Raw genomic sequence first — 21,907 nt, 5'->3', positions numbered from 1 at the left:
GATGGCCATGAACCCCCGCACCATCGAGCGCTCCGCCGTCCTTCCGGCCCCTGTCGACGCGGTGTGGGCGGTGATCGGCGATTTCGGCGGCCTCGCCGACTGGCATCCGTACGTGCCGCCGTCCACCGTCGAGGACGACGCCGATCCCGAAGTGCCCGGTGCCGTGAGGGTCTTCGTGATCGACGGGCAGGTCGTGGCCCGCGAGCGCCTGTTGGATCGCGATGCCGGCGCCCGCCGCTACCGCGACACCCTTCTCGACCCGGTCCCGCTGCCAGTCGGCGACTACGTGGCGACGCTCGCCGCACACCCCCACGCCGACGGCACCGAGGTCCGGTGGTCCGCCGCGTACCGGGCCGCTGACGAGGTGGTGCCACAGGTGGAGTCCCTCTTCGGCGACGGCAGCTACGGCACGGGCCTCGACGCCCTGCGGGCCCGCTTCGCCGGGCGCTGATACGGACGCGCCGCCGAGCCCCTGGTGACTGCTTCACCGGGGCTGACACGGCCCTTCGCCGGCCCCTGGTGAGGACGTCCCCGGGGGCCGGCGGAGCGCGTCAAGCACTTCGCCGCGTCACGTCTACGCGCTCGGCAAGATGTCCACATGCCCGAGGTCACAGCCGCGCGCTCGGCGTGACGTCCACACACCCGACGTCACAGCCACGCGCCGGGCGTCACGTCCCCGGGCCTGCCCTCACGTCCCCGCGCCCGGCGTCTCAGCCAAGCTCCCGACGTCGCGTCCGCTCGGTCACATCCACTCGCTGAACCGCAGCCAAGCCATCATGTTGTCCATCGCCGGCTGCGGCACCCCGGGCGCGGACCCCCCGCCGGACGGCCGCGCCGTCGGCTTCCGCTTCTGCCGTCCCGGCCCGAACATCGCCTGCCACACCGAGCGCGAGGTGCCGAGCACGGCGGGTGCGATGCGCTCCAGCTCCCGGTGGGTGCCGTTGCCGCACACCGAGATCGCGGCGATGGCCCGGCCCGCACCGCGCAGCGGCGCGGCCACACAGGAGACCCCGCGGAAGGCCTCCTCGTGGTCGAACGCGACCCCGCGCTCCCGCACCCGAGCCAGCTCCGTGCGGAAGGTCTCGGGGCGGGTGACGGTGCGGGACGTCCTCGGGCGCAGCCCCTGGCCTACCACCTGCTCCACCAGCGCGGGGTCCGCGAAGGCCAGGATCGCCTTGCCGGCCGCCGTGCAGTACGCCGGCTGCCGCCCGCCCACCCGCGACGGCACGCCGGAGTCGTCCGACCCGCCGATCCGCTCCAGGTACACCACCTCGGTGCCGTCGAGCACGGTGAGGTGCACCAGATGGCTGGTGGACTCGTGCAGCGCGTGCAGATGCGGCAGGGCGGCCCGGCGCAGCCGGTTGTGGTGCGAGGCCAGGGCGCCCAGCTCCAGCATGCCCATGCCCAGCCGGTAGTCGCGTCCCTCGCGCTCCAGCCAGCGCAGTTGCACGAGCTGGTCGAGGATGCGGTGCGCGGAGGACCGCGGGAGCCCGGAACGCCGTACCACCTCGGTCAGGGTGAGCCGGGGTTCCGCGCTCTGGAACGTGCTCAGTACCTTCGCCGCCTTCTCGAGCAGCGAAGGCGGCGGAAACCCGGTCTCGACAATGTGGGCCGTCATCGAACCTCACTCCTGCGCGGACGGCCGCGGCCCCCGGCCCACGGCGTAGCCTCCGGTCTTGCGGGGAGAGTGCCAGGGAATCCCACGTGCTGGGAAGAAGGTATTTCGTTTCGGAACAGTAACGCGTAGGTTCCCACCACGTCACCCAGGACGACCGGAGGACTTGAGAGGGAGGATGCGCATGCGTGACGACGATGTGCTCGCGGCCGTCCGCGACCTCGCCCCCGTCCTGCGCGAGCGTGCCACCGGGACCGAGGCCCTGCGGCGCGTGCCCGACGGCTCCGTCGAGGAACTCGCGGCGACCGGGTTCTTCCGGCTGCTCCGGCCCGCGGCGCACACAGGACTGGCCGCCGATCCGGCCGTCTTCTACGCCGCGGTCAAGGAGATCGCCAAGGCATGCGGGTCGACCGGCTGGGTCGCCGCCGTCCTCGGCGTCCAGAACTGGCACCTGGCCCTGTTCGACTGGCGGGCGCAGGAGGAGGTCTGGGGCCCGGACCCCGAGGCCCTGATCGCCTCCTCGTACGCCCCCACCGGCACCGTCACCCCGGTCGCCGGCGGCTACCGGCTCTCCGGCCGCTGGCACTACTCCGCCGGCTGCGACCACGCCCGCTGGGCCCTGCTCGGCGGCCTCGTCACCGACGACGAGGGGCGGCCGGTCGACATGCCCACCTTCCTGGTGCCGCGCGCCGACTACCGGGTGGACGACGTGTGGGACACCGTCGGCCTGCGCGGCACCGGCAGCAACGACATCGTCGTCGACGCCGCCTTCGTCCCCGGGCACCGCACCCTCGGCTACGGCCCCATGGGCGCGCTGAGCTGCCCGGGCCACGAGGTCAACGCCGAGCCGCTGTACCGGCTGCCGTACGCCGCCGTGTTCACCACCGCCGTCTCGACCGCGATCGTCGGCATCGCCGAGGGCGCCTACGAGTCCTACGTCGAGGCCACCCGGGGGCGGCCGCGCGACTCGCTGGGGCAGAAGGCCGTCGAGGACCCCTTCGCGCAGGTGCGCATCGCCCGCGCGGCCGGCGACATCGACGCTGCCTGGCTGCAGCTCACCCGCAACATCGAGGACCTCTACGCGGTCGCGCGCGGCGGCGGGCAGCCGTCGATGTCCCTGCGCACCCGGGCCCGCCGGGACCAGGTGCTCGCCACCGAGCGCGCGGTCGACGCCGTGGACCTGCTGATGCAGACCGCCGGCGGCGGACCCATGCGCGAGCCCGGCAGCGTTCTGCAGCGGGCCTGGCGGGACGTGCACACGGGCCGCGGCCACACGGCCAACGACGTGGAGCGGGCGCTCGCCCTGTTCGGCAAGGACGCGCTCGGCCTCGACGTCGACGACCCCGTGGTGTGAACCCCGGGGCCCGGCCGCCGGACCGGGTTTCGCCCGCCACCTTCCACCGCACGCGTGGCTGCTTCGGCGCGTCCTGCGGCAACCCGGCCGAGAACCAGCGGCAACCCGATCGAGAACTATGGGAAAGAGGCATGACTAGCGTGTTCAACAACCCGTCAGGGGCGCACGCGCCGGCCCCCGCCACCATCGCGCAGCTCGCCGACTTCGCCGCGGACGCGTACGGAGCGCACGAGTCGCTCGTCGACGGTGAGGTCCGCTGGAGCTTCACCCGCCTGCGTGACGAGATCGCCGCCTCCGCGCGGGCCGCCATCGCCCAGGGCCTCGGCCCCGGCGACCGGATCGCGGTCTGGGCGCCGAACAGCCGGCAGTGGATCGTCGCCGTGCTCGGCGCAGTGTCCGTGGGAGCCGTCCTCGTCCCCCTGAACACCCGCTACAAGGCCGCCGAGGCCGCCGACCTCATCCGGCGCAGCGGCGCCCGGCTGCTGTTCACCGAGCGCGGCTTCCTCGGCAACGACTACGTGACGATGCTGCGCGACTCGGGCGAGGACCTCGGGCCGCTCGGCGGCACCGTCGTACTGCGTGGCGAGCCCGGGGAAGGAGCGCTGGGCTGGGCCGAGTACCTGGCGGCCGGCGAGCGCGTGGCGGAGTCCGAACGGGCCGCCCGCGCCGCCGCGGTCCGCCCCGACGACCTGGCGGACATCCTCTTCACCTCGGGCACCACCGGGCGTTCGAAGGGGGTGATGACCACCCACGGCCAGACCATGCGGGTCTTCGACGAGTGGGCCCGCGCGGTGACACTGCGCTCCGGGGACCGCTATGTGCTCGTCAACCCGTTCTTCCACGTCTTCGGCTACAAGGCCGGCGTCGTCGCCTGCCTGCTGAAGGGCGTCACCATGTTCCCCGAGGAGGTCTTCGACCTCGACCGCATCCTTCCCCTGCTGGGCTCGGAGCGGATCAGCGTGCTGCTGGCAACGCCGACCGTCTTCGAGAGCCTGCTGGACCACCCGCGGCGCGCCGAGCACGATCTGACGGCACTGCGTCTCGCCGGGCTCGGCGGCACCGGCGTGCACCCGGCACTGATCGAGGCGATCCGCGAACGGCTGGGCATCCCGCGGGTGTTCAGCGCCTACGGCCTCACCGAGTCCACCGGCGTGGTCTCCGTGTGCCCGCCGGACGTGGACGCCAGGACCGTCGCGACCAGCGTCGGCCCGGCCCTGCCCGGCACCGAGGTGCGGGTGGCGGACGCGGACGGCAGCGTGCGGGGGCCGGGAGAAGCGGGTGAGGTGCAGGTGCGCGGCTACAACGTGATGCGCGGCTACGTCGACGACCCGGAGGCGACCTCCGCCGCCGTCGACGAGGACGGCTGGCTGCGCACCGGCGACATCGGCGTGCTGGACGAGCGCGGCTATCTGTCCATCACCGACCGGCTCAAGGACATGTACATCGTCGGCGGCTTCAACGCCTACCCGGCTGAGGTGGAGAACGTCCTGCGCGGTCACGCCCAGATCGCCGACGCCGCGGTCGTCGGCGCCCCCGACGAGCGCCTGGGCGAGGTCGGCGTCGCCTTCTACGTCTCCGAGTCCGAAGCGGAGCCCGATGCCGCCGAGTTGACCGCGTGGGCCCGGGAGAGGCTGGCCAACTTCAAGGTGCCGCGCCGTTTCGTCGCCGTGCCGGACCTGCCGCGCAACGCCGGCGGAAAGATCCTCAAGGGTGAACTGCGGCGTGCCGCACGGGAGAAGAGCACTGACTGACTCGGGTCGGGGACACGGGACAGGACACGCCGTGACCCGGCCCGGCGGCACGCGACAAGACCCGCCCTGACTTGGGCCGGGGGATCTTCCGCTCACCGGGAATCCACGATTCTCCGCAGCCCGGCTCCCGCACATACTCGTCCCCCCTGCGGCCGACGTGCCCGGACGGCGGTGCGACGAGCGCCGCGGTTCCCGGCCGTCGGCGCATGGCCCGCACCGGCAACCCACACACCCGAGGGACGCGATGGCGAATACGGTGAACACGCAGAACAGCTGGGACCAGGAATGCGACGTGCTGGTGGTCGGCTCCGGAGGCGGCGCACTCACCGGCGCGTACGGCGCGGCGGCCAGGGGACTGGACACCCTGGTCATCGAGAAGACCGGGTACTTCGGCGGCACCACCGCCTACGCCGGCGCCTGTCTGTGGCTGCCCGGCAACCAGGCCCAGGAACGGGCCGGTCTGGCGGACTCCGCCGACCTCGGCCGCGCCTACTTCCGCGCGGTGGTCGGCGAGGCCACCGACCACGACCTGCAGGACGCCTACCTCGACGGCGCCGGGGAGACCGTGGCCTTCCTCGAGGACAGCCGGCACGTGAAGTTCGAGCACCGGCCCTTCCCCGACTACTACGCCACCCCGGGCCGGTTCGACGCCGGCCGCGGTGTCTTCCCTGTGGACCTGCCCGCGCCGGAGGAGCAGCACCCGCTGCTGACGGCCGTACGTCCCCCGGCCTGGGCCGAACGGCTCGGCCTGCCCGCCCCGGACGGGCCGCTCACCGACGGCCGCGCCCTGATCGGCCGCCTGCTGCTGGCGTACGAGTCCACCGGCAACGGTCGCACCCTGCTGCACACCGCCCTCACCCGGCTGGTGACCGAGGACGGCCGGGTGGTCGGCGCCGAGGCCGAGCACGACGGTCGCACCCTGCGGATCGGGGTGCGCCGCGGCGTCCTGCTGGCCGCCGGCGGCTTCGAGGCCAACGCCGAGCTGCGCCGCGAGTGGCAGGGCCTGTCCGGAGCGGACTGGACGATGGGCGCGCCCGGCGGCAACACCGGCCAGGCGCTGCTCGCCGCCGTCGAGGCGGGCGCCGGTACGGGCCTGCTCGACGAGTCCTGGTGGTGCCCCTCGCTGCGCTTCCCCGACGGCTCGGCGGCCTTCACGCTCGGGCTGCACGGCGGCATCTTCGTCGACGGCTGCGGCCGCCGGTTCGCCAACGAGTCGCTGCCGTACGACCGGATGGGCCGCCAGATGCTGGCCGCCGAGGCCGGCACCACTGCCGACAACCCGGTCTGGTGGGTCTTCGACGGCAGGTTCGGCGACGAGTTGCCCGGCATCACCGTCGTCCCCGCCGACCGCAAGGCCTTCACCGAGGCCGGGCTGTGGCACACCGCCGACACCCTCGACGGCCTCGCGGCGCGGATCGGCGTCGACGCCGGGGCGCTGCGCGACACCGTACGGACGTTCAACGGCTACGCGGCCGACGGCGTGGACGCCGACTTCCATCGCGGCGAGGACCCGTACGACCTCTTCTTCGCCCAGGGCAAGGGCCCCAACACCTGCCTCGTGCCGGTCGAGGAGGGCCCGTACCACGCCGTGCAGATCGTCCTCGGCGACCTGGGCACCAAGGGCGGCGTACGGACCGATACCCGGGCCCGGGTGCTGCGCGAGGACGGCACCCCGATACCCGGCCTGTACGCGGCCGGCAACACCGCCGCCTCGGTGTCCGGCCCCCACTACCCGGGCCCGGGTGTACCGATCGGTTCCGCCATGGTCTTCGGGCACCTGGCAGCCGCCGACATGGCGGCGCAGGGGACGGGCCGATGATCCTGGAGCGCTTCCCGCTGCTGAGGAGGGGTCGGTGAAGTTCGCCCTGGTGCTCCCGGTCGAGCTCGGCGTCACGACCGAACCCGACGAAGTGGTCCGGATCGCCCGGCATGCCGAGGAGTTGGGCTTTGAGTCGGTGAGCGCGGTCGAGCACGCCGTGGTCATCAGCGACACGGAGAGCCGTTATCCCTACGCCCCCGACTGCCGGTTGCCGTTGCCGGACGACTGTCCCTGTCCCGACCCGCTGGAGCTGCTCGCCTACCTGGCCGGTGCGACCCGGCGCATCGGTCTGTCCACCGGTGTCCTGGTGCTGCCCAACCACAACCCGGTGGTGCTCGCCAAGCGGCTCGCGACCCTGGACCGGCTCAGCCGCGGGCGGCTGCGGATCTGTCTGGGCCTGGGCTGGATGCGCGAGGAGATCGAGGCCTGCGGCGGCGACTTCCGCCGCCGCGGGCGGATCGCCGACGAGGCGATCGACCTGATGCGCGAGCTGTGGTGGAGCAGGGACCCCCAAGGGGTCACGTTCGAGGGGAGTTCTTCACCCTGTGCGGCGCCCACAGCTACCCCAAGCCGCACCGGGCCCGCGGGGTCCCGCTGCACATCGGCGGGCACTCGGCCGCTGCGGCCCGGCGAGCGGGCCGGCGCGGGGACGGGTTCCAGCCACTGGGCCTCGCCGGCGAGGATTTGGCGGCGGCCATCTCCCTGATGCACGGGGAGGCGGTCAAGTCCGGGCGGGACCCGGCGCAGGTCGAGCTGACCCTCGGATCGACCCTGCCGCGCGCCGCCGACAGGGTCGAGTGGGCCGGGCAGCTCGGCGCCGACCGCCTGCTGCTGTCCGGCTCGCGGCACGCCGGCACCGTGGGCGCGCTGCTGGAGGAGATGTCCGAGGCCGCGCGGAAGCTGGAGCTCAAGCCATGACCTCCTTCCCGTACGAGGAGCTGCCCGCACCGCCGGAGCCGCCCGCCCCCTCCGGGCTGCCGCGTGCGGAGGGCCGGCCGCTGTTCGCCGGTCGCACGGCGGTCGTCACCGGCGGTGGCGCCGGCATCGGGGCGGGCATCGTCCGCGCCCTCGCCTGGCACGGGGCGCGGGTGGTCCTGGCCGACATCGACGCCGAGTCCGCCCGCCGCACCGCCGAAGCGGCCGCCGGCGAGAGCGGGGTCGAGCCGGTCGTCGTGGTCGGCGACATCCGCGATCCGGCCACGGTCGCCCAGCTGGTCGAGGCGGCCGGGCGGGCGGACTTCCTGGTGAACAACGTGGGGGACCACCGCCCGGCCGGGCCCTTTCTCACCAGCGACGAATCCGACTGGCAACGGATGTACGAGCTGAACCTGCTGCACATCCTGCGGGTGACCCGGGCGTTCCTGCCTGGGATGGTGGAACGGGGCGGCGGCGGCATCGTCAACCTCACCTCGGTCGAGGGGATGCGCGGCATACCGGGTAACGCCGTCTACGGCGCCTTCAAGGCCGCCGTCGTCAACTTCACCGCCTCGCTGGCGGCGGAGGTCGGCCAGTACGGCATCCGGGTCAACGCCGTCGCGCCCGACCTCACCGACACCACGCAGACCCCGATGTGGGCCAGTACACCCGCGAAGTACGCCGACCAGGTGGGGCGTTGGTCCTCAACTCGCACATCGCGACGGTCGCGAACGGCTTCGTCTTCTACACCGACGGCGGCATCCGGACCGGCTTCCTGATCGCCGCCGGAGCCTCCCTCGCCGGCCTGCTGCTCGCCCTCGCCCTGCCCCGGGCCCAGCCCGCCGCACAGCCGAGCGACGACCTGGCCGCCCAGGCAGTGGCCTGACGCGACGCGCGCCGCCTGCCTCGGGGTTGGTTTCCGGCCGGGGTCTGCGGACCTCTATGACGTGCGGCGACACCCCGCGGGGTGTCTCTCCGAAGCGCTTCGGAGAGACACCCGCAGGCGTTTTCCTGGTCCTTCCCCGGCAATTCCTGCGGCCCTTCCCGGCCTTTCCCCCGTCCTCTCCCCGGTCCTCCCTCCAGTCCTTCCACCGGTTTTCCTCCCGGCCGCGCAGCCGCCGCCGCTCCTTCCCGCTCAGTGGGAGCGGCGTATTTCGTTTCGGAACAGCGCGACGTACGGTCCTGCCACTTCCGCCGCCACGACCCGAGAGGGGATGCCCCATGGTCGAAGATGTCCTGGCAGCGATCCGAGCCCTTGCCCCCGCCCTGCGCGACCGCGCGGCCGAGGCCGAGACGCTGCGCCGCGTGCCCGACACCTCCATCAAGGAGCTGGAGGACACCGGTTTCTTCCAGCTCCTGCAGCCCAAGGCCTTCGGTGGCCGGGCCGCCGACCCCCAGGTCTTCTACTCCGCCGTCAAGGAGATCGCCAAGGCGTGCGGCTCCACCGGCTGGGTCGCCTCCGTCGTAGGCGTCCACCCCTGGCACGTCGCCCTGTTCGACCCGCGGGCCCAGCAGGAGGTGTGGGGCGAGGACCCCAAGACCCGCATCGCCTCCTCCTACGCCCCCACCGGCAGGGTGACCCCGGTCGACGGCGGCTTCCGGCTCTCCGGCCGCTGGCATTTCTCCTCCGGCTGCGATCACGCCCAGTGGGCGCTGCTGGGCTGCCTCGTCCCGGACGCCGACGGCAACCCCGTCGACATGCGGACCTTCCTCATCCCGGCCTCCCAGTACCGCATCGACGACGTCTGGGACACCGTCGGCCTGCGCGGCACCGGCAGCAACGACATCGTCGTCGAGGACGTCTTCGTTCCCGAGCACCGCGCCCTGAGCTTCGGCCCGGTGACCGCCCTGAAGGTGCCCGGCCACGAGCTGAACCCGGAGCCGCTGTACCGGCTGCCGTACGCCGGCGTGTTCACCACCACCATCGCCACCCCGGTCGTCGGTATCGCCGAGGGCGCCTACGAGTCGTACATCGAGGCCACCCGGCAGCGGTTCCGCATCTCCTACGGCCAGAAGGTCGCCGAGGACCCCTTCGCGCAGGTGCGTATCGCCCGCGCAGGCAGCGACATCGACGCGGCCTGGCTGCAGCTGACCCGCAACATCGGCGAGATGTACGCCGCCGTCCAGCGCGGCGAGGAGCTGACGATGGCGCAGCGCACCCGCACCCGCCGGGACCAGGTGCTCGCCACCGAGCGCGCGGTCGCGGCGATCGACCTGCTGGTGGAGAACGCCGGCGGCAACGCCATGCGCACCGGCCCCAACCCGGTCCAGCGCGCCTGGCGCGACGCCCACACCGGCCGCGGCCACGCCGCCAATGACCCGGAGCGGGCGCTGGTGATGTTCGGTCAGTCCGAACTCGGCGTGGACATCCAAGACCCCATGGCCTGAGAGGCGGCGCAGATGGCAGACATCACCTACGACTCGACCTCCCGCACCACCAAGGCGGCGGGGCTCACCCTGCACTACCACGAGGCCGGGCCGGCCGAGGCACCCGTCGTCATCATGCTGCACGGCGGCGGTCCCGGCGCCTCCGGCTGGAGCAACTTCGGCACCAACCTCCCTGTCTTCGCAGGCCGGTTCCGCACCCTGCTGGTCGACCAGCCCTGCTTCGGCCGCTCCGGCAAGCCCGAGCTGGACCGCGACTACTTCAGCTTCAGCGCGGCCGCCGTCGCCGGACTGATGGACGAACTGGGCATCGGCAAGGCCCACTTCATCGGCAACTCCCTCGGCGGCGGAACCGCGGTCCGCATGGCCCTGAACCACCCGGACAAGGTCGCCAAGCTGGTGCTGATGGGCCCTGGCGGAGTGTCCGTCAACCTCTTCGCGCCGGACCCCACCGAGGGCATCAAGCGGCTCTTCGAGTTCAACACCTCCCCCGAACCGACCAAGGAGCAACTGCGCGCCTTCCTCGGCGTGATGGCGTACGACCAGTCGATCGTCACCGACGAACTGGTCGAGGACCGCTGGGCCTCGGCCATCGACCCGGAGACCCGGCTGGGCGGCGCCCGCATGGCGGCCTCCTTCGCCGACCCGGCCTGGACCGAGGACTGGATGCTCTGGCGCGAGGCCCACAAGATCACCCACCCGGTGCTGCTCACCTGGGGTCGCGAGGACCGGGTCAACCCCCTCGACGGCGCGCTGGTCGCCCTCAAGACCATCCCCGACGCCCGCCTGCACGTCTTCCCGCACTGCGGCCACTGGGCCCAGACCGAGCAGGCCGACGAGTTCAACCGCCTGGCCCTCGACTTCTTCTCGCACTGACCACCCCACACCCCTTGGAGAGGTGACCACCATGGACATCCGTGCCCTTGGCTACCTGCGCCTGGAGACCACCAAGCTGGACGAGTGGCGCCGCTACACCCTCGACGTCCTCGGCATGGTGGAGGCCTCCGGCACCGACGAGAACACCCTCTGCCTGCGCATGGACGACCGCTCCTACCGCATCGCCGTCCAGCAGGGTGCCAGCGACCGCCTCCTGGCGGCGGGCTGGGAGGTGGCGAACGCCGCCGCGCTCGACCGGGCCACCGAGGAGCTGGAGGCGGCTGGCTTCGCCGTCAAGCCCGCCGACGCCGCCGAACTCGCCGAGCGCCGCGTCCAGGGCCTGATCCATGTGACGGACCCCTGTGACAACCCGCTGGAGATCTACTGGGGCCCGGCGCTCGACCACACCCCGCTCGGCACCCCGTACGGCAACCGCTTCGTCACCGGCGACCTGGGCCTCGGCCACGTCGTGGTGCCGGCACCGGACATCGAGGCCGCGCTGGACTTCTACGAGAACCTGCTCGGCTTCCAGCTGCGCGACTCGATGAAACTGCCGCCGCAGGCCGTCCCGACCGCCAAGGAGCAGCGGGACTTCCACTGGATGCACTTCCTGAGCCCCAACCGCCGCCACCACAGCCTGGGCCTGTACCCCGGCGCGCTGCCCCCCGGCATCGTGCACTTCATGGTGGAACTGGAGACCCTCGACGACGTCGGCCGCGGCCTCGACCGCATGAACGCCGCCGGCATCCCGATCGCCTCCACCCTCGGCCGGCACACCAACGATCACATGGTGTCGTTCTACGCCCAGGCCCCCGGCGGCTTCCAGGTCGAGTACGGCTGGGACGGACTGCTCGTCGACCCCGCCAGCTGGGTGGCCAAGGAGATCACCGCCGACAGCTTCTGGGGTCACCAGTGGAACGGGTGACCGAGCCCCGGACGGACGAGGCCGTCTTCCGGGACGTCCTCGGCCACTTCGCCAGTGGCATCACCGTGGTGGCGGCGCTCGACGGGGAGGAGCCCGTCGGGTTCGCCTGCCAGTCCTTCGCCTCCCTCTCCCTCGACCCCCCGCTGGTCATGCTGAGCGTGGGCCGGTCCTCCACCAGCTGGCCGAGGATCGAGAGGGTGGGCCGCTTCTGCGTCAACATCCTCGCCGCGGACCAGCAGGAGATCTGCGCGGCCCTCGGCGCCCGGGGCGGGCGCAAGTTCGCCTCCGTGCCCTGGCACACCTCGCCGCACGGCACCGTGGTGATCGACGGCGCCCTGGCCACCGTCGACTGCCGCCTGGCGAACGTCCACGAGGCCGGGGACCACCACATCGTCACCGGCGAGGTGACCGGCCTCGCCGCCCGGGAGAACGCGGGGCCGCTGCTGTACTACCGCAGCCGCTACGCCACCGCCACGTTCGCGAGCTGAGCCCTGCTGAACCTCGTATCGACAGCGAAGGAACCCGCAGCCCATGCCGATCGACGTCGAGAAGGTGACCTCCGCCCCACCTGTGCGCGCCGCGGCCGTCTGGGACGACCGCGACGTGCGGCTGTACCACCTGGCGCTGGGCGCGGGCGTCCCCGAGACCGACCCCGGTGAACTGCGCTACGTCTTCGAGGGACACGAGCGGGGCATGCAGGTCCTGCCCACCTTCGGTGTGGTGGCCGGCGGCACCGGGGGAGTGGGGTTCCAGGTCTTCGACCTGCCGGGCGTGGACATCGACCTGACCGCCGTACTGCACGGTGGCCAGGAGATCACCGTCCACCGCCCGCTGCCCGCCGCCGCCCGGGCGGCCACCGTCACCCGGGTGCCCGCGGTGTACGACAAGGGCAAGGCCGCCGTCCTCGTCCAGGAGTCGACCCTGCTCGGCGAGGACGGCGAACCGCTCCTCACCCAGCGCAACCAGATCTTCGTCCACGGCGAGGGCGGATTCGGCGGCGACCGCGGACCTTCCGAGCGCCTCCCCGCCCCGGACTGGGAACCCGACCTGGTGCTGGAGGTTGCGACGCTCCGTCAGCAGGCGCTGCTCTACCGGCTCGCCGGCGACTGGAACCCCCTGCACGCCGACCCCGCCACCGCCCGCCGCGCGGGCTACGACCGCCCCATCCTGCACGGGCTGTGCACCTTCGGGATGGCGGTCAAGGCCGTCACAGAACGCATGCTGGACGGTGACGCGGCACGCGTCACCGGGTGCCGCACCCGCTTCGCGGGGGTGTTCTTCCCCGGCGAGACCCTGCGGCTGCGCATCTGGACCGACGTCGAAGAAGTCCACGGCAGCACCCGTCACCTGCTGACGGTCACGGCCGTCGAGCGGGACGACGCACCGGTCCTCACCGACGCGGCGGTCACCGCCCGCTGACCCGGCGGCCGGGGCCCGGAAGGTCACCCGCCCCGGCCGCCGCACCACATCCCACCGCCGCGGCGCGCCCCCGTCCGCGAGCCGGACCGGAACGACACGACGAGGTAGAACACGATGAACAACACGTGGGACCACACGTATGACGTGGTGGTGGCCGGCTCCGGGGCCGCCGGGATGGCCGCCGCCATCACCGCCCGGCTGCGGGGACTGAGCGTCCTCGTGGTCGAGAAGACCGACCGCTACGGCGGCACCACCGCCCTGTCCGGCGGCGCGATCTGGGTGCCGAACAACTTCCACCTCGACGCCGCCGGGCTCGGCGACACCCCCGAGAAGGCCCGCGCCTACCTGGAGGCCACCGTCGGCGACCGCGTCCCCGCCGCCCGCAAGGACGCCTACCTGCGCCACGGACCGAAGATGGTGCGGGAGTTCCACGACCGCACGGACGTGAAGTTCGTCTACACGCCCGGCTACTCCGACTACTTCCCGGAGGAGCTGGGCGGCTACCCGCAGGGCCGCTCGATCGAACCGCGGATCTTCGACTTCAAGAAGCTCGCCCCCGAACAGCGCGCCACCATGCGGCGGGCCGGGCTGCCCACCTACGGACTCACCATCACCTCCCACGACTTCCGCCATCTGAACATGGTCGCGCGCACCTGGGCCGGCAAGCGGACCTCGGCCAAGGTCGGCGCCCGCGCTGTCAAGGCCCTGCTGACCGGCCGCAAGCCGCTCTCCCTCGGTGAGGCGCTGGTCGCCCGGATGCGGCACTCGCTCGACACCCTCGGCGGCGAACTGTGGCTGTCGGCGCCGCTGACCGAACTGGTGCGGGACGGCGGTCGGATCACCGGCGTCAGGGTCAGTCGCGACGGCCGGGACCTCGCCGTCCGTGCCATTGGTGGCGTCGTCCTCGCCTCCGGCGGCTTCTCGCACAACCAGGAGCTGCGGGAGAGGTACTTGCCGTCGCCGACCTCCGGCGAGTGGAGCGCCGCCCCCGAGGGCCAGACCGGCGACGCCCTGGAGCTGGGCATGGCTGCCGGCGGCGCCGTCGACCTCATGGACAAGGTGTGGGGCGCGCCCTCCGCGGTGCCGCCCGGCGGCAAGCCGTTCTTCCTCGTCGCCGACCGCGGCATCCCCGGCATGGTGATCGTCGACTCGGCGGGCCAGCGGTACGCCAACGAGGCTGCGCCGTATCACCGGTTCGTCGACGTGATGTACGCCAACAACAGGCTCGACGCGACCACCGTGCCGTCCTGGATGATCCTCGACGCCACGTCCAAGGCCCGCTACATCTTCCTGGGCCTCTTCCCGGGCCAGGCGTTCCCCAAGGCTTGGCTGGAGAGCGGCTTCGTCAAGAAGGCGGCTTCCATCGAGGAGCTGGCCACCGAGATCGGCGCCCCGCCGAAGCAACTGCGCGCCGCCGTGGACCGCTTCAACGGCTTCGCCCGCGGCGGCCGGGACGAGGACTTCCACCGCGGCGACAGCGTCTACGACCGCTACTACGGCGACCCGACGCTGCCCAATCCCAACCTGGCGCCGCTGGAGAAGGGCCCCTACTACGCCGTCCCGGTGCACCCGGGCGACATCGGCACCAAGGGCGGCCTGGTCACCGACGCCACGGGCCGCGTGCAGCGGGAGGACGGGACGGTCATCGAGGGCCTGTACGCCTCCGGCAACGTCTCGGCCGCGGTCATGGGCGAGACGTACCCGGGGCCGGGCGCGACCATCGGCCCCGCCATGACCTTCAGCTGGCTCGCGGTCAACCACATCGCGGGCCTGTGACTCCGCATCACATACCGGTAAAGACAACGCAGTTCGGCAAGAGGGGCAGAATTCCATGGGGCGATTCGAAGGCAGGCGGGTACTGGTCACCGGCGGCGGGTCCGGCATCGGCCGGGCGACCGTCCTGCGCATCCTGCGGGAGGGCGGCTCGGTCGTCGCAGCCGACATCTCCGAGGCGGGGCTGAAGGAGACGGCCGCCCTGGCCGAGGGCCTCGCGGACCGGCTGCACACACAGGTGCTGGACGTGTCGGACGAGTCCTCGGTGCGGGCCGGCGTCGCCGCCGGGGTGACCGGACTCGGCGGCCTGGACGCACTGGTCAACTCGGCGGGCATCCTGCGCTCCGCGCACACCCACGAGACCACACTGGACTCCTGGAACCGGACCATCGCGGTGAACCTCACCGGCACCTTCCTGACGACCCGAGAGGCGCTGCCCGCGCTGCTGGCCGGCGGCAAGGGCGTGGTGGTCAACTTCAGCTCCACCTCCGCGTCCTTCGCCCACCCCTATATGGCGGCGTACGCCGCGTCGAAGGGCGGCATCCAGTCCTTCACGCACGCCATCGCCCTGGAGTACGCCAAGCAGGGGCTGCGCGCGGTGTGCGTGGCGCCCGGCAGCATCTCCAGCGGGATGACCGACGGCTCCGGCGGCGCCGGCCAGAACAGCGGGCCCGGCCTGCCCGAGGACACCGACTGGGAGCTGTTCGCCAAGCTGCGGCCGGCCCTGTTCGGAGAGGGCTACGCCGATGCGCGAACCGGCTTCGCCGACGCGGGTGCGGTGGCGGGCGTCGTTGCGATGCTGGCCTCCGACGACGGCGCGTTCATCACGGGCACCGAGATCCGCGTCGACGGCGGCACCCATATGTGACCCCGCCCGCCCCGCACAGACAGGGTCCCGGTCCGTCGCTGATCCGGACCGGGACCCTGTCTGTGTCACGCCTGGTAACGGGTGACGCCGTCGACGTCCGTCGCGCGTAGCATCCCGCGCTCGGCGAGCACGTCCAGGTGGGCCCGTGTCTCCAGGACCGACAGCATCTGGTTGAACGGGTCCAGACCTTCGAACGGACGCTGCCGACGCGTCCAGCCGAGCCGTCCGGCCACCTCGCGGGCGGTGTGCGCGCCGTCCGCCACGGCCGTGAGGGTGGCGTCCAGCCGTGCGGCATGGTGGTCGAGCAGCTCGTCCACCCGCCGGTGCACGCTGTCGGTGACCGGCCCGTGCGCGGGCAGCAGCCGTACGTCGGGCATCGTGCGGACCAGCAGCAGTGAGGCCAGGTAGTCGCCCAGCGGGGACCGGCCCGGGACCGTCTCGAAGCCGATCGACGGGGTGATGTGCGGCAGGACGTGGTCCCCGGCGAACAGCGCGCCCGCCTCGGCGTCGAGGAACACGAGGTGCCCCTGGGTGTGGCCCGGCGTCGGGATCGCGCGCAGGGTGCGCGTGGCCAGCCGGATCTCGACGGAGCCCTTGAACCAGCGGTCGGGCAGCTCCCAGGTCTTGTCGTCCACCGTCGTGTCCTCGGGCAGCGTCGCGAGCCTCGCGAGGACGTCGTCGGCGCCGCTGCGCGCGAGCTGGTCGAGCTGGCTCACCGGACGTGTCGGCACCTCGCGGATCAGCCACTCCAGCGCCGGCCGCTCGCCCGCGCCCAGGCTGACCGGGCTGCCGTAGGTACGCCGCACCGCCAGCGCCTGCGTGTAGTGGTCGCGGTGCAGGTGCGTGACGAGGAACTCCGAGACGTGCTCGAGCCCGTAGCCGATCGCGTCCAGCGCGCGGGCGAGCCGGTTCTGGCTCTCGGCCAGGGCCCAGCCCGAGTCGATCGGCACCACGCGGTCGCCGTCGGCGACGGCGTAGACGTTCACCGCGCGCAGCCCGTCGTCGGGCAGCGGCAGCGGAATGCGATGGATGCCGGGCAGCACCTCGTACACGCCCGGCTCCGTCCACTGCGGCAGGGGTCGGTTCATTCGATCGCTCGATTCCCGGTCGGAGGGCGGTGGAGCGCGGCCCGCAGGTCGCGCGCCGCCTCGGAAAGCGCCTGGTCTGCCTCCGGCAGCAGGCCGGCGAGGCCGAGGAAGCCGTGGAACGTGCCGGGCCACAGCGTCAACTCCACCGAGATGCCTGCCTGTTGCAGGCGCCGTGCGTAGTGCACCCCGTCGTCACGCAGCGGATCGCACTCGGGCAGCACCACGACCGCCGGCGGCAGGCCGGACGGATCGGGAGTGAGCCCGGGGGAGGCGTACGGATGCGAGCCGTCCCCTCCGGGGCCCAGGTACTGCTCCCAGTACCAGCGCATGTGCGTCGTCGTGTGGAAGTAGCCTGTGGCGTACGTCGTGTAGGAGGCGGTGTCCATCCGGTGGTCGAGGGCGGGATACGCCAGCAGTTGCGCCGCGATGCGCGGGCCGCCGCGGTCCCGTGCCATGAGGGTCACGGCCGCCGCGAGGTTGCCGCCGCTGCTGTCGCCCGCGACGGTGAGCCGGCCCGGGTCACAGCCGAGGTCGGCGGCGTTCGCGGCCACCCAGGCGGTGACCGCGTAGGCGTCCTCCGCGGCGGCCGGGAAGCGGTGCTCGGGAGCGAGGCGGTAGTCCACCGAGACCACCACCGCGCCGGAGTGCAGGGCCAGTTCGCGGCAGAGGCCGTCATGGGTGTCCAGGTCGCACAGCACCCAGCCGCCGCCGTGGAAGAAGACCACGACGGGCAGCGGGGAGCCGGGGTCCGCCACCGGCACGTAGATCCGCACCGGCAGGTCGGGCGCGCCCTCGGGCCCGGGCACGGACCGGTCGGTGACCCGCGGGAGTCGGCGTACCGACCGTGACTCGGCACCGGCCTGTGCCGCCTGCCGGATCTCGGCCGGATCGATCGGACCGAGGGCGGGATCGGGGAAGTTCGCCGACATGGCGTCGGCGAGCTTCCGGGCACGCGGGGTGAGGGGGTCGCTCACTGGGCCGTCAGCCCGCCGTCGATGGCGAACTCGGCGCCGGTCACATACGACGAGGCGTCCGAGGCCAGGTACAGCACCAGCTCCGCGACCTCCTCAGGGCGGCCCATCCGGCGCAGCGGCACGTTCGGCCACTCGCGGCTCCCGGCGTCCGCGCCGAGCGCGCCCGCGACCATCGGGGTGTCGACCATGCCGGGGTGCACGGAGTTGACCCGGATGCCGTACGGGGCGAGGTCCAGGGATGCGGACTTGGTGAGCCCGCGCAGGCCGAACTTCGTCGCCCCGTAGGAGGCGTGGCCCACGATGCCGACCAGGCCGGCGGTGGAGGAGATGTTGACGATCGACCCGCCGCCGGCGGCGCGCATGGCCGGGACGACGGCCTGGATGCCGAGGAACGGGCCGACGAGGTTGACGTCGAGCAGCCGCCGCAGGTTGTCCTCGGTGTCCTCGTCCACGGGGGCCGTCCGCCACAGGGCCGCGTTGTTGACCAGGGCGTCGATCCGGCCGAAGGCCTCCAGGCCGGCGTCGACGACCTTTCGCCAGCCGGCCGCGTCGGTCACGTCGTGGGCGACGAACAGCCCTTGGTCGCCGAACTCCTCGGCGACCGCGCGGCCCTCCTCCTCGCGTACGTCGGTGAGCACGACCCCTGCCCCGGCTTGCGCGAACAGCCGTGCCTCGACTGCGCCTTGGCCACGTCCGGCTCCGGTGACGACGACGGTCCGGCCGTCGAGCCGCGGGGCCGTCACTGGTCGGCCTGCTCGAGCGCGCGGAAGTGGGGGATGACCTTCTCGCCCCACTGCCGGATGGTCTCCATGCAGGCCTCCTGCGGCACGGTGCCCATCTGGATCAGGCACATCACCTCGTCGACACCGATCTCGCGCAGCTGCTCGACGTAGGCGATGGCGGTGTCGGCGTCGCCGTAGGCGTGCTTGGCGTTGAACTGTCCGGTGTCGGCCGGGCGGACGGGGACGGACGCCTCGTGCAGCTTGGCGACCAGCTCCTCACAGTCGCGTTCCATGGCGGCCACGTGGTCCTCGTTCTCGTCGTAGCCCGTGGGGGCAGGACCGTTGCCGTACCAGTGGGCGATGGACTCGGCGAAGAACCGCTGGCCCCGGGTGCCGATCCGGTACGCCGCCTCGGCGTCGTCCAGCACGATGGTCGGGCACAGCGCGGAGAAATGGTTGTTGATCTCGGTGGAGACGAGACGGTCGCCGCCGCGGGTGGCGATGGCCTCGTCGTAGATCTTGCGCATCTCGCGCACGTCGTCGGCGCCGGCGAAGCCCAGCACCAGGGCGCCGATGCCCAGTTCAGCGGCCAGCTTGAGGGTGTCGTGCTTGCTGCAGGCCATGAACAGCGGCGGGTGCGGGTCCTGGACGGGGCGGGGCAGGATCGCGCCCGGGCCGATGTCGATCGACCCGTGCCACTCGAACGTCTCCTCGCGCCAGGCGTTGCTCAAGATCCGCAGCGCCTCCTCCATCTGCGGGTAGGTGTCCTCGGGGCGCACCCCGTACATGGACATCTCCTGCCGGGTGGCGCCGCGGCCGGCGCCGATGTCGACGCGGCCGCCGGACAGTACGTCGAGCATGGCGGCGCGTTCGGCGACCCGGACCGGGTGCTGGTAGCCGAAGGGCAGGGTGACCACGCCGTGGCCGATGCGGATGCGCGAGGTCCGCGCCGCCACCCAGGTGAGGAAGATCTCGGACGCGCTCATGTGCGCGTACTGCGTCAGCGCGTGGTGCTCGACCGCCCAGATCCGGTCGAATCCCATCTCCTCGGCGTAGACGGCCTGTTCGACGCAGTCGTGGAGGACCTGGCGCTCCCGTTGGGGTGCAGGGTCGGCCATCTGTGCCTCGAAGATCATCGAAAACTTCACGACGGACTCCTCTGGTATTTCGGATCGAAATACTTCTAGCAGGAATACCTCGCAGAGGGAAGGCGCGCCGACGGGTCCCGCCGCTCCCGCTCAGTGGGAGGACGCTGTTCCGCTCCTGAGAAGGGGGACCGTACGGTCTTGGCGCCGCCGCACGACGCACCGCGAGGAGAGGACTTCGATGACGGATCTTCAGGGCAAGACGGTGGTCATCACGGGTGGAGCGCGGGGACTCGGTGCGGAAGCCGGCCGGCTGGCCGTCGCGGCCGGCGCGCAGGTGGTGCTCACCGACCTGCTCGAGGAGGACGGGCGGACCACCGCCGAAAAGCTCGGGGACGCCGCCCGGTTCGTCCGGCACGACGTCACCTCCGAGGAGGACTGGCGGCGCGTGGGGGCCTACGCGGTCGCCGAGTTCGCGGCGTCGACGGCCTCGTCAACAACGCGGGCATCTCCGGTGGTTCCCACCTGCTCGAAGAGCAGTCGGCCGACGACTTCCGCCGGGTCCTCGACATCAACCTCACCGGTGTCTTCCTCGGCATGCGGACCGTGATCCCGCTGATGAAGGAGCGCGGAGGCGGCTCCATCGTCAACATCTCCTCGTCGGCGGGCCTGATGGGCCTGGCCATGACCGCCGGTTACGGCGCGGCCAAGTGGGGAGTGCGCGGGCTCACCAAGGTCGGCGCGGTGGAGCTGGGTGCGGCGAGGATCCGTGTCAACTCCGTGCATCCGGGCATGACTCACACTCCGATGACCGCCCACGTCGGCATCGAGCGGGGCGAGGGCAGGTACCCGAACACCCCCATGGGCCGGGTCGGCGAGCCTCCGGAGGTCGCGGAGGCGGTCGCCTACCTCCTCTCGGACGCCGCCTCGTACGTCACCGGCGCCGAACTGGCCGTCGACGGCGGATGGACCGCGGGGCCGACGGTCCAGCGACTGACCGGTCGGTGACGCCCAGCATCGACGCACGCGCAAGGGGCGGTACGGAACACAGGTCCGTACCGCCCCTTCCCATGCCCGGCCCGGTCCCGAAGCGGTACCCCTGGGCATGGCTGGAGGTCTTGCTCCCACAGCCTGGCGACCGGCTCACTGGCAACGGGGGCGGACTCCGGCGCGCACCGTGCGGTGGTCGACGTCGAGGTCTGGGTTCAGCTCGGCGACGTCGCACACGACCGGCTTCCCGCTCGCCACCACCGTGGCGCAGACGTGCTCGACGATCTCCATCGGCACCCCGTATGCGGCGGGGGCACTGACATCGGGGGCCGTACCGGCCGGGAGCACGTCGAGGTCGAGGCTGCGGTGCACGATGTCGCAGCTCGCGAGGGACTCGTCGGGGAACGTGTCGAGGAACGCGTTGACGCGCGGCAGGTCGAGCAGACGGCACTCGACGTCGAGCACGCCGATCGGGGGCTCCGGCACCTGAACGCACACCGCCACTACACTCCCCACCATCAGGCCGTTGACCAGCACAAATGCAGAAATCCGGCTGCAGTACCAGGCGACCGTCGGATCAGGGCGCACGCAGGCGGGTAGGTGTGCTGGATGTCCCGCCACAGGCGCTGAAGGGGGTAAGCGGCGTCCAAGGCGCCGGCACCGTGGACCTCCATGGCGTCCCGTCCTGACTGGGTGGCCCACTCGTGGCCGAGGTACTTGGAGTTGACCGATGCTCATGCCCTGGCCGACATCGCCGAGCACATTGGGATCGGGGATGCGCACATGGTCGAGGTCGAGACGGCCGGTGGTGAAGCCATGGAGCCCGAAGTCGCTGTCGACCGACGACGCCGTACGGGTCGCCGAGACGGACGCGGCGCGATGACGCGCAACATCAAGATTCGACGCACAGTTATGCAACAGTGAGCTGCATCCGTTTATTTCAACCTCATACGCAACATCGGAATTTTCTCTTGCGGCACCTACCCGGCTAACTGTAGCCTGCGGTACGCAAAGATAAGGGCATGCCAAGTCGCATTACGCATCGCGTGGTTGGGTCACGTCTCAGGCTGCTTCAAAATTTCTCTGTTCCGTTCAGCGAAATGCTGCCTTGGGACCCGCTGCCGGAGAGTCTCTGCATCGCGCGCTTTCTGAGAAAACGGGGGGGACGAAGGAATGCATTCCCTATTAGCGCAAATGTGGGAATGGCGTCGACTCGGGCACCTGATTCAGAGTGTCACCGCAGGCCTGACGGCGTTGTCGTGCGTCACTCTCCTCAAGGAAAGTAAGGGAAGTCTCGTGACTGCCCGCGCATCCTCCCGGCCGTTCCACGCGCGTGGCTCACGAGAGG

At 71.9% G+C, this 21,907-nt stretch carries 21 protein-coding genes and 2 pseudogenes; 16 read left to right on the top strand and 7 right to left on the bottom strand.

Features of this window, described 5'->3' with window-relative positions; translation table 11 throughout:
* Window positions 1–7 precede the first annotated feature (7 nt).
* Window positions 8–451 carry an SRPBCC family protein gene (locus tag AB0L75_RS35775; protein ID WP_365189747.1) on the top strand — a complete coding sequence of 148 codons (444 nt, stop codon included), beginning with the start codon at window positions 8–10 and terminating at the stop codon, window positions 449–451.
* Between the two features lie 291 nt (window positions 452–742).
* Here AB0L75_RS35775 and AB0L75_RS35770 read toward each other — a convergent pair whose 3' ends face one another.
* Window positions 743–1,618 (bottom strand): IclR family transcriptional regulator, encoded by an 876-nt coding sequence (locus AB0L75_RS35770; protein WP_365189744.1) that lies wholly within the window; start codon window positions 1,616–1,618, stop codon window positions 743–745.
* Window positions 1,619–1,799: 181 nt separating this feature from the next.
* On the opposite strand from AB0L75_RS35770, the gene hsaA (AB0L75_RS35765) reads away from it, so the two are divergent.
* The 13 genes and pseudogenes from hsaA (AB0L75_RS35765) (at window position 1,800) to AB0L75_RS35705 (ending at window position 15,700) form a co-directional block, all read left to right on the top strand.
* Entirely contained in the window at window positions 1,800–2,969 is a 1,170-nt protein-coding gene (gene hsaA / locus AB0L75_RS35765; protein WP_365189741.1) for a 3-hydroxy-9,10-secoandrosta-1,3,5(10)-triene-9,17-dione monooxygenase oxygenase subunit, read from the top strand.
* A 131-nt stretch (window positions 2,970–3,100) separates the two neighbouring features.
* Window positions 3,101–4,720, top strand: coding sequence for a FadD3 family acyl-CoA ligase (locus AB0L75_RS35760; protein ID WP_365189739.1), 1,620 nt, complete (start codon window positions 3,101–3,103; stop codon window positions 4,718–4,720).
* 244 nt (window positions 4,721–4,964) lie between these two features.
* The gene (locus AB0L75_RS35755; RefSeq protein ID WP_365189736.1) at window positions 4,965–6,539 is read left to right on the top strand and encodes an FAD-binding protein; all 1,575 of its coding nucleotides are present in this window, start codon (window positions 4,965–4,967) and stop codon (window positions 6,537–6,539) included.
* Window positions 6,463–7,457: pseudogene (locus AB0L75_RS35750) on the top strand (LLM class F420-dependent oxidoreductase). Before AB0L75_RS35755 ends, AB0L75_RS35750 begins: the two are co-directional and overlap by 77 nt.
* Window positions 7,454–8,233 (top strand): SDR family oxidoreductase, encoded by a 780-nt coding sequence (locus tag AB0L75_RS35745; RefSeq protein WP_365189734.1) that lies wholly within the window; start codon window positions 7,454–7,456, stop codon window positions 8,231–8,233. The pseudogene AB0L75_RS35750 and the gene AB0L75_RS35745 overlap by 4 nt, the downstream one beginning before the upstream one ends.
* Window positions 8,152–8,340 carry a hypothetical protein gene (locus AB0L75_RS35740; RefSeq protein ID WP_365189731.1) on the top strand — a complete coding sequence of 63 codons (189 nt, stop codon included), beginning with the start codon at window positions 8,152–8,154 and terminating at the stop codon, window positions 8,338–8,340. Before AB0L75_RS35745 ends, AB0L75_RS35740 begins: the two co-directional genes overlap by 82 nt.
* Window positions 8,341–8,675: 335 nt before the next feature.
* The gene (gene hsaA / locus AB0L75_RS35735; RefSeq protein WP_365189728.1) at window positions 8,676–9,842 is read left to right on the top strand and encodes a 3-hydroxy-9,10-secoandrosta-1,3,5(10)-triene-9,17-dione monooxygenase oxygenase subunit; all 1,167 of its coding nucleotides are present in this window, start codon (window positions 8,676–8,678) and stop codon (window positions 9,840–9,842) included.
* A gap of 12 nt (window positions 9,843–9,854) precedes the next feature.
* Window positions 9,855–10,715 (top strand): 4,5:9,10-diseco-3-hydroxy-5,9,17-trioxoandrosta-1(10),2-diene-4-oate hydrolase, encoded by an 861-nt coding sequence (gene hsaD, locus AB0L75_RS35730; RefSeq protein ID WP_365189725.1) that lies wholly within the window; start codon window positions 9,855–9,857, stop codon window positions 10,713–10,715.
* Window positions 10,716–10,746: 31 nt separating this feature from the next.
* Window positions 10,747–11,640, top strand: a complete 894-nt coding sequence (locus tag AB0L75_RS35725; RefSeq protein ID WP_365189722.1) for a VOC family protein — start codon at window positions 10,747–10,749, stop codon at window positions 11,638–11,640.
* Window positions 11,637–12,128 carry a flavin reductase family protein gene (locus AB0L75_RS35720; RefSeq protein WP_365189719.1) on the top strand — a complete coding sequence of 164 codons (492 nt, stop codon included), beginning with the start codon at window positions 11,637–11,639 and terminating at the stop codon, window positions 12,126–12,128. The genes AB0L75_RS35725 and AB0L75_RS35720 overlap by 4 nt, the downstream gene beginning before the upstream one ends.
* A gap of 43 nt (window positions 12,129–12,171) precedes the next feature.
* On the top strand, window positions 12,172–13,059 hold the full coding sequence (locus AB0L75_RS35715) for a MaoC/PaaZ C-terminal domain-containing protein (RefSeq protein WP_365189716.1): 888 nt from the start codon (window positions 12,172–12,174) through the stop codon (window positions 13,057–13,059).
* Between the two features lie 114 nt (window positions 13,060–13,173).
* Window positions 13,174–14,835, top strand: coding sequence for an FAD-dependent oxidoreductase (locus tag AB0L75_RS35710; protein WP_365189713.1), 1,662 nt, complete (start codon window positions 13,174–13,176; stop codon window positions 14,833–14,835).
* Between the two features lie 55 nt (window positions 14,836–14,890).
* Window positions 14,891–15,700, top strand: coding sequence for an SDR family NAD(P)-dependent oxidoreductase (locus tag AB0L75_RS35705; RefSeq protein WP_365189710.1), 810 nt, complete (start codon window positions 14,891–14,893; stop codon window positions 15,698–15,700).
* A gap of 65 nt (window positions 15,701–15,765) precedes the next feature.
* Here AB0L75_RS35705 and AB0L75_RS35700 read toward each other — a convergent pair whose 3' ends face one another.
* The 4 genes from AB0L75_RS35700 to AB0L75_RS35685 are packed head-to-tail and all read right to left on the bottom strand — an operon-like array spanning window position 15,766 to window position 19,632.
* Window positions 15,766–16,788 carry an MBL fold metallo-hydrolase gene (locus AB0L75_RS35700; protein WP_365189708.1) on the bottom strand — a complete coding sequence of 341 codons (1,023 nt, stop codon included), beginning with the start codon at window positions 16,786–16,788 and terminating at the stop codon, window positions 15,766–15,768.
* The gene (locus AB0L75_RS35695) at window positions 16,785–17,762 is read right to left on the bottom strand and encodes an alpha/beta hydrolase (protein WP_365189705.1); all 978 of its coding nucleotides are present in this window, start codon (window positions 17,760–17,762) and stop codon (window positions 16,785–16,787) included. Before AB0L75_RS35695 ends, AB0L75_RS35700 begins: the two co-directional genes overlap by 4 nt.
* Window positions 17,759–18,505, bottom strand: a complete 747-nt coding sequence (locus AB0L75_RS35690; protein ID WP_365189702.1) for a glucose 1-dehydrogenase — start codon at window positions 18,503–18,505, stop codon at window positions 17,759–17,761. Before AB0L75_RS35690 ends, AB0L75_RS35695 begins: the two co-directional genes overlap by 4 nt.
* Complete coding sequence (locus tag AB0L75_RS35685; protein ID WP_365189700.1) at window positions 18,502–19,632, bottom strand: LLM class flavin-dependent oxidoreductase; 1,131 nt, start codon at window positions 19,630–19,632, stop codon at window positions 18,502–18,504. The genes AB0L75_RS35690 and AB0L75_RS35685 overlap by 4 nt, the downstream gene beginning before the upstream one ends.
* A gap of 178 nt (window positions 19,633–19,810) precedes the next feature.
* Here AB0L75_RS35685 and AB0L75_RS35680 point away from each other — a divergent pair.
* A pseudogene (locus tag AB0L75_RS35680) lies at window positions 19,811–20,577 on the top strand (glucose 1-dehydrogenase).
* A 135-nt stretch (window positions 20,578–20,712) separates the two neighbouring features.
* Here AB0L75_RS35680 and AB0L75_RS35675 read toward each other — a convergent pair.
* Window positions 20,713–21,045, bottom strand: coding sequence for an arginase family protein (locus tag AB0L75_RS35675; RefSeq protein WP_365189698.1), 333 nt, complete (start codon window positions 21,043–21,045; stop codon window positions 20,713–20,715).
* Between the two features lie 32 nt (window positions 21,046–21,077).
* Window positions 21,078–21,233, bottom strand: coding sequence for a hypothetical protein (locus AB0L75_RS35670; RefSeq protein WP_365189696.1), 156 nt, complete (start codon window positions 21,231–21,233; stop codon window positions 21,078–21,080).
* A 49-nt stretch (window positions 21,234–21,282) separates the two neighbouring features.
* Here AB0L75_RS35670 and AB0L75_RS35665 point away from each other — a divergent pair, with 49 nt between their 5' ends.
* Window positions 21,283–21,483, top strand: coding sequence for a hypothetical protein (locus AB0L75_RS35665; protein ID WP_365189693.1), 201 nt, complete (start codon window positions 21,283–21,285; stop codon window positions 21,481–21,483).
* The last annotated feature ends 424 nt before the right edge of the window (window positions 21,484–21,907 follow it).

This window comes from Streptomyces sp. NPDC052101, from assembly GCF_040680235.1.
In the GTDB taxonomy this organism is placed as follows: Bacteria; Actinomycetota; Actinomycetes; order Streptomycetales; family Streptomycetaceae; genus Streptomyces.
This window is presented reverse-complemented; position numbering and strand designations above follow the sequence as displayed.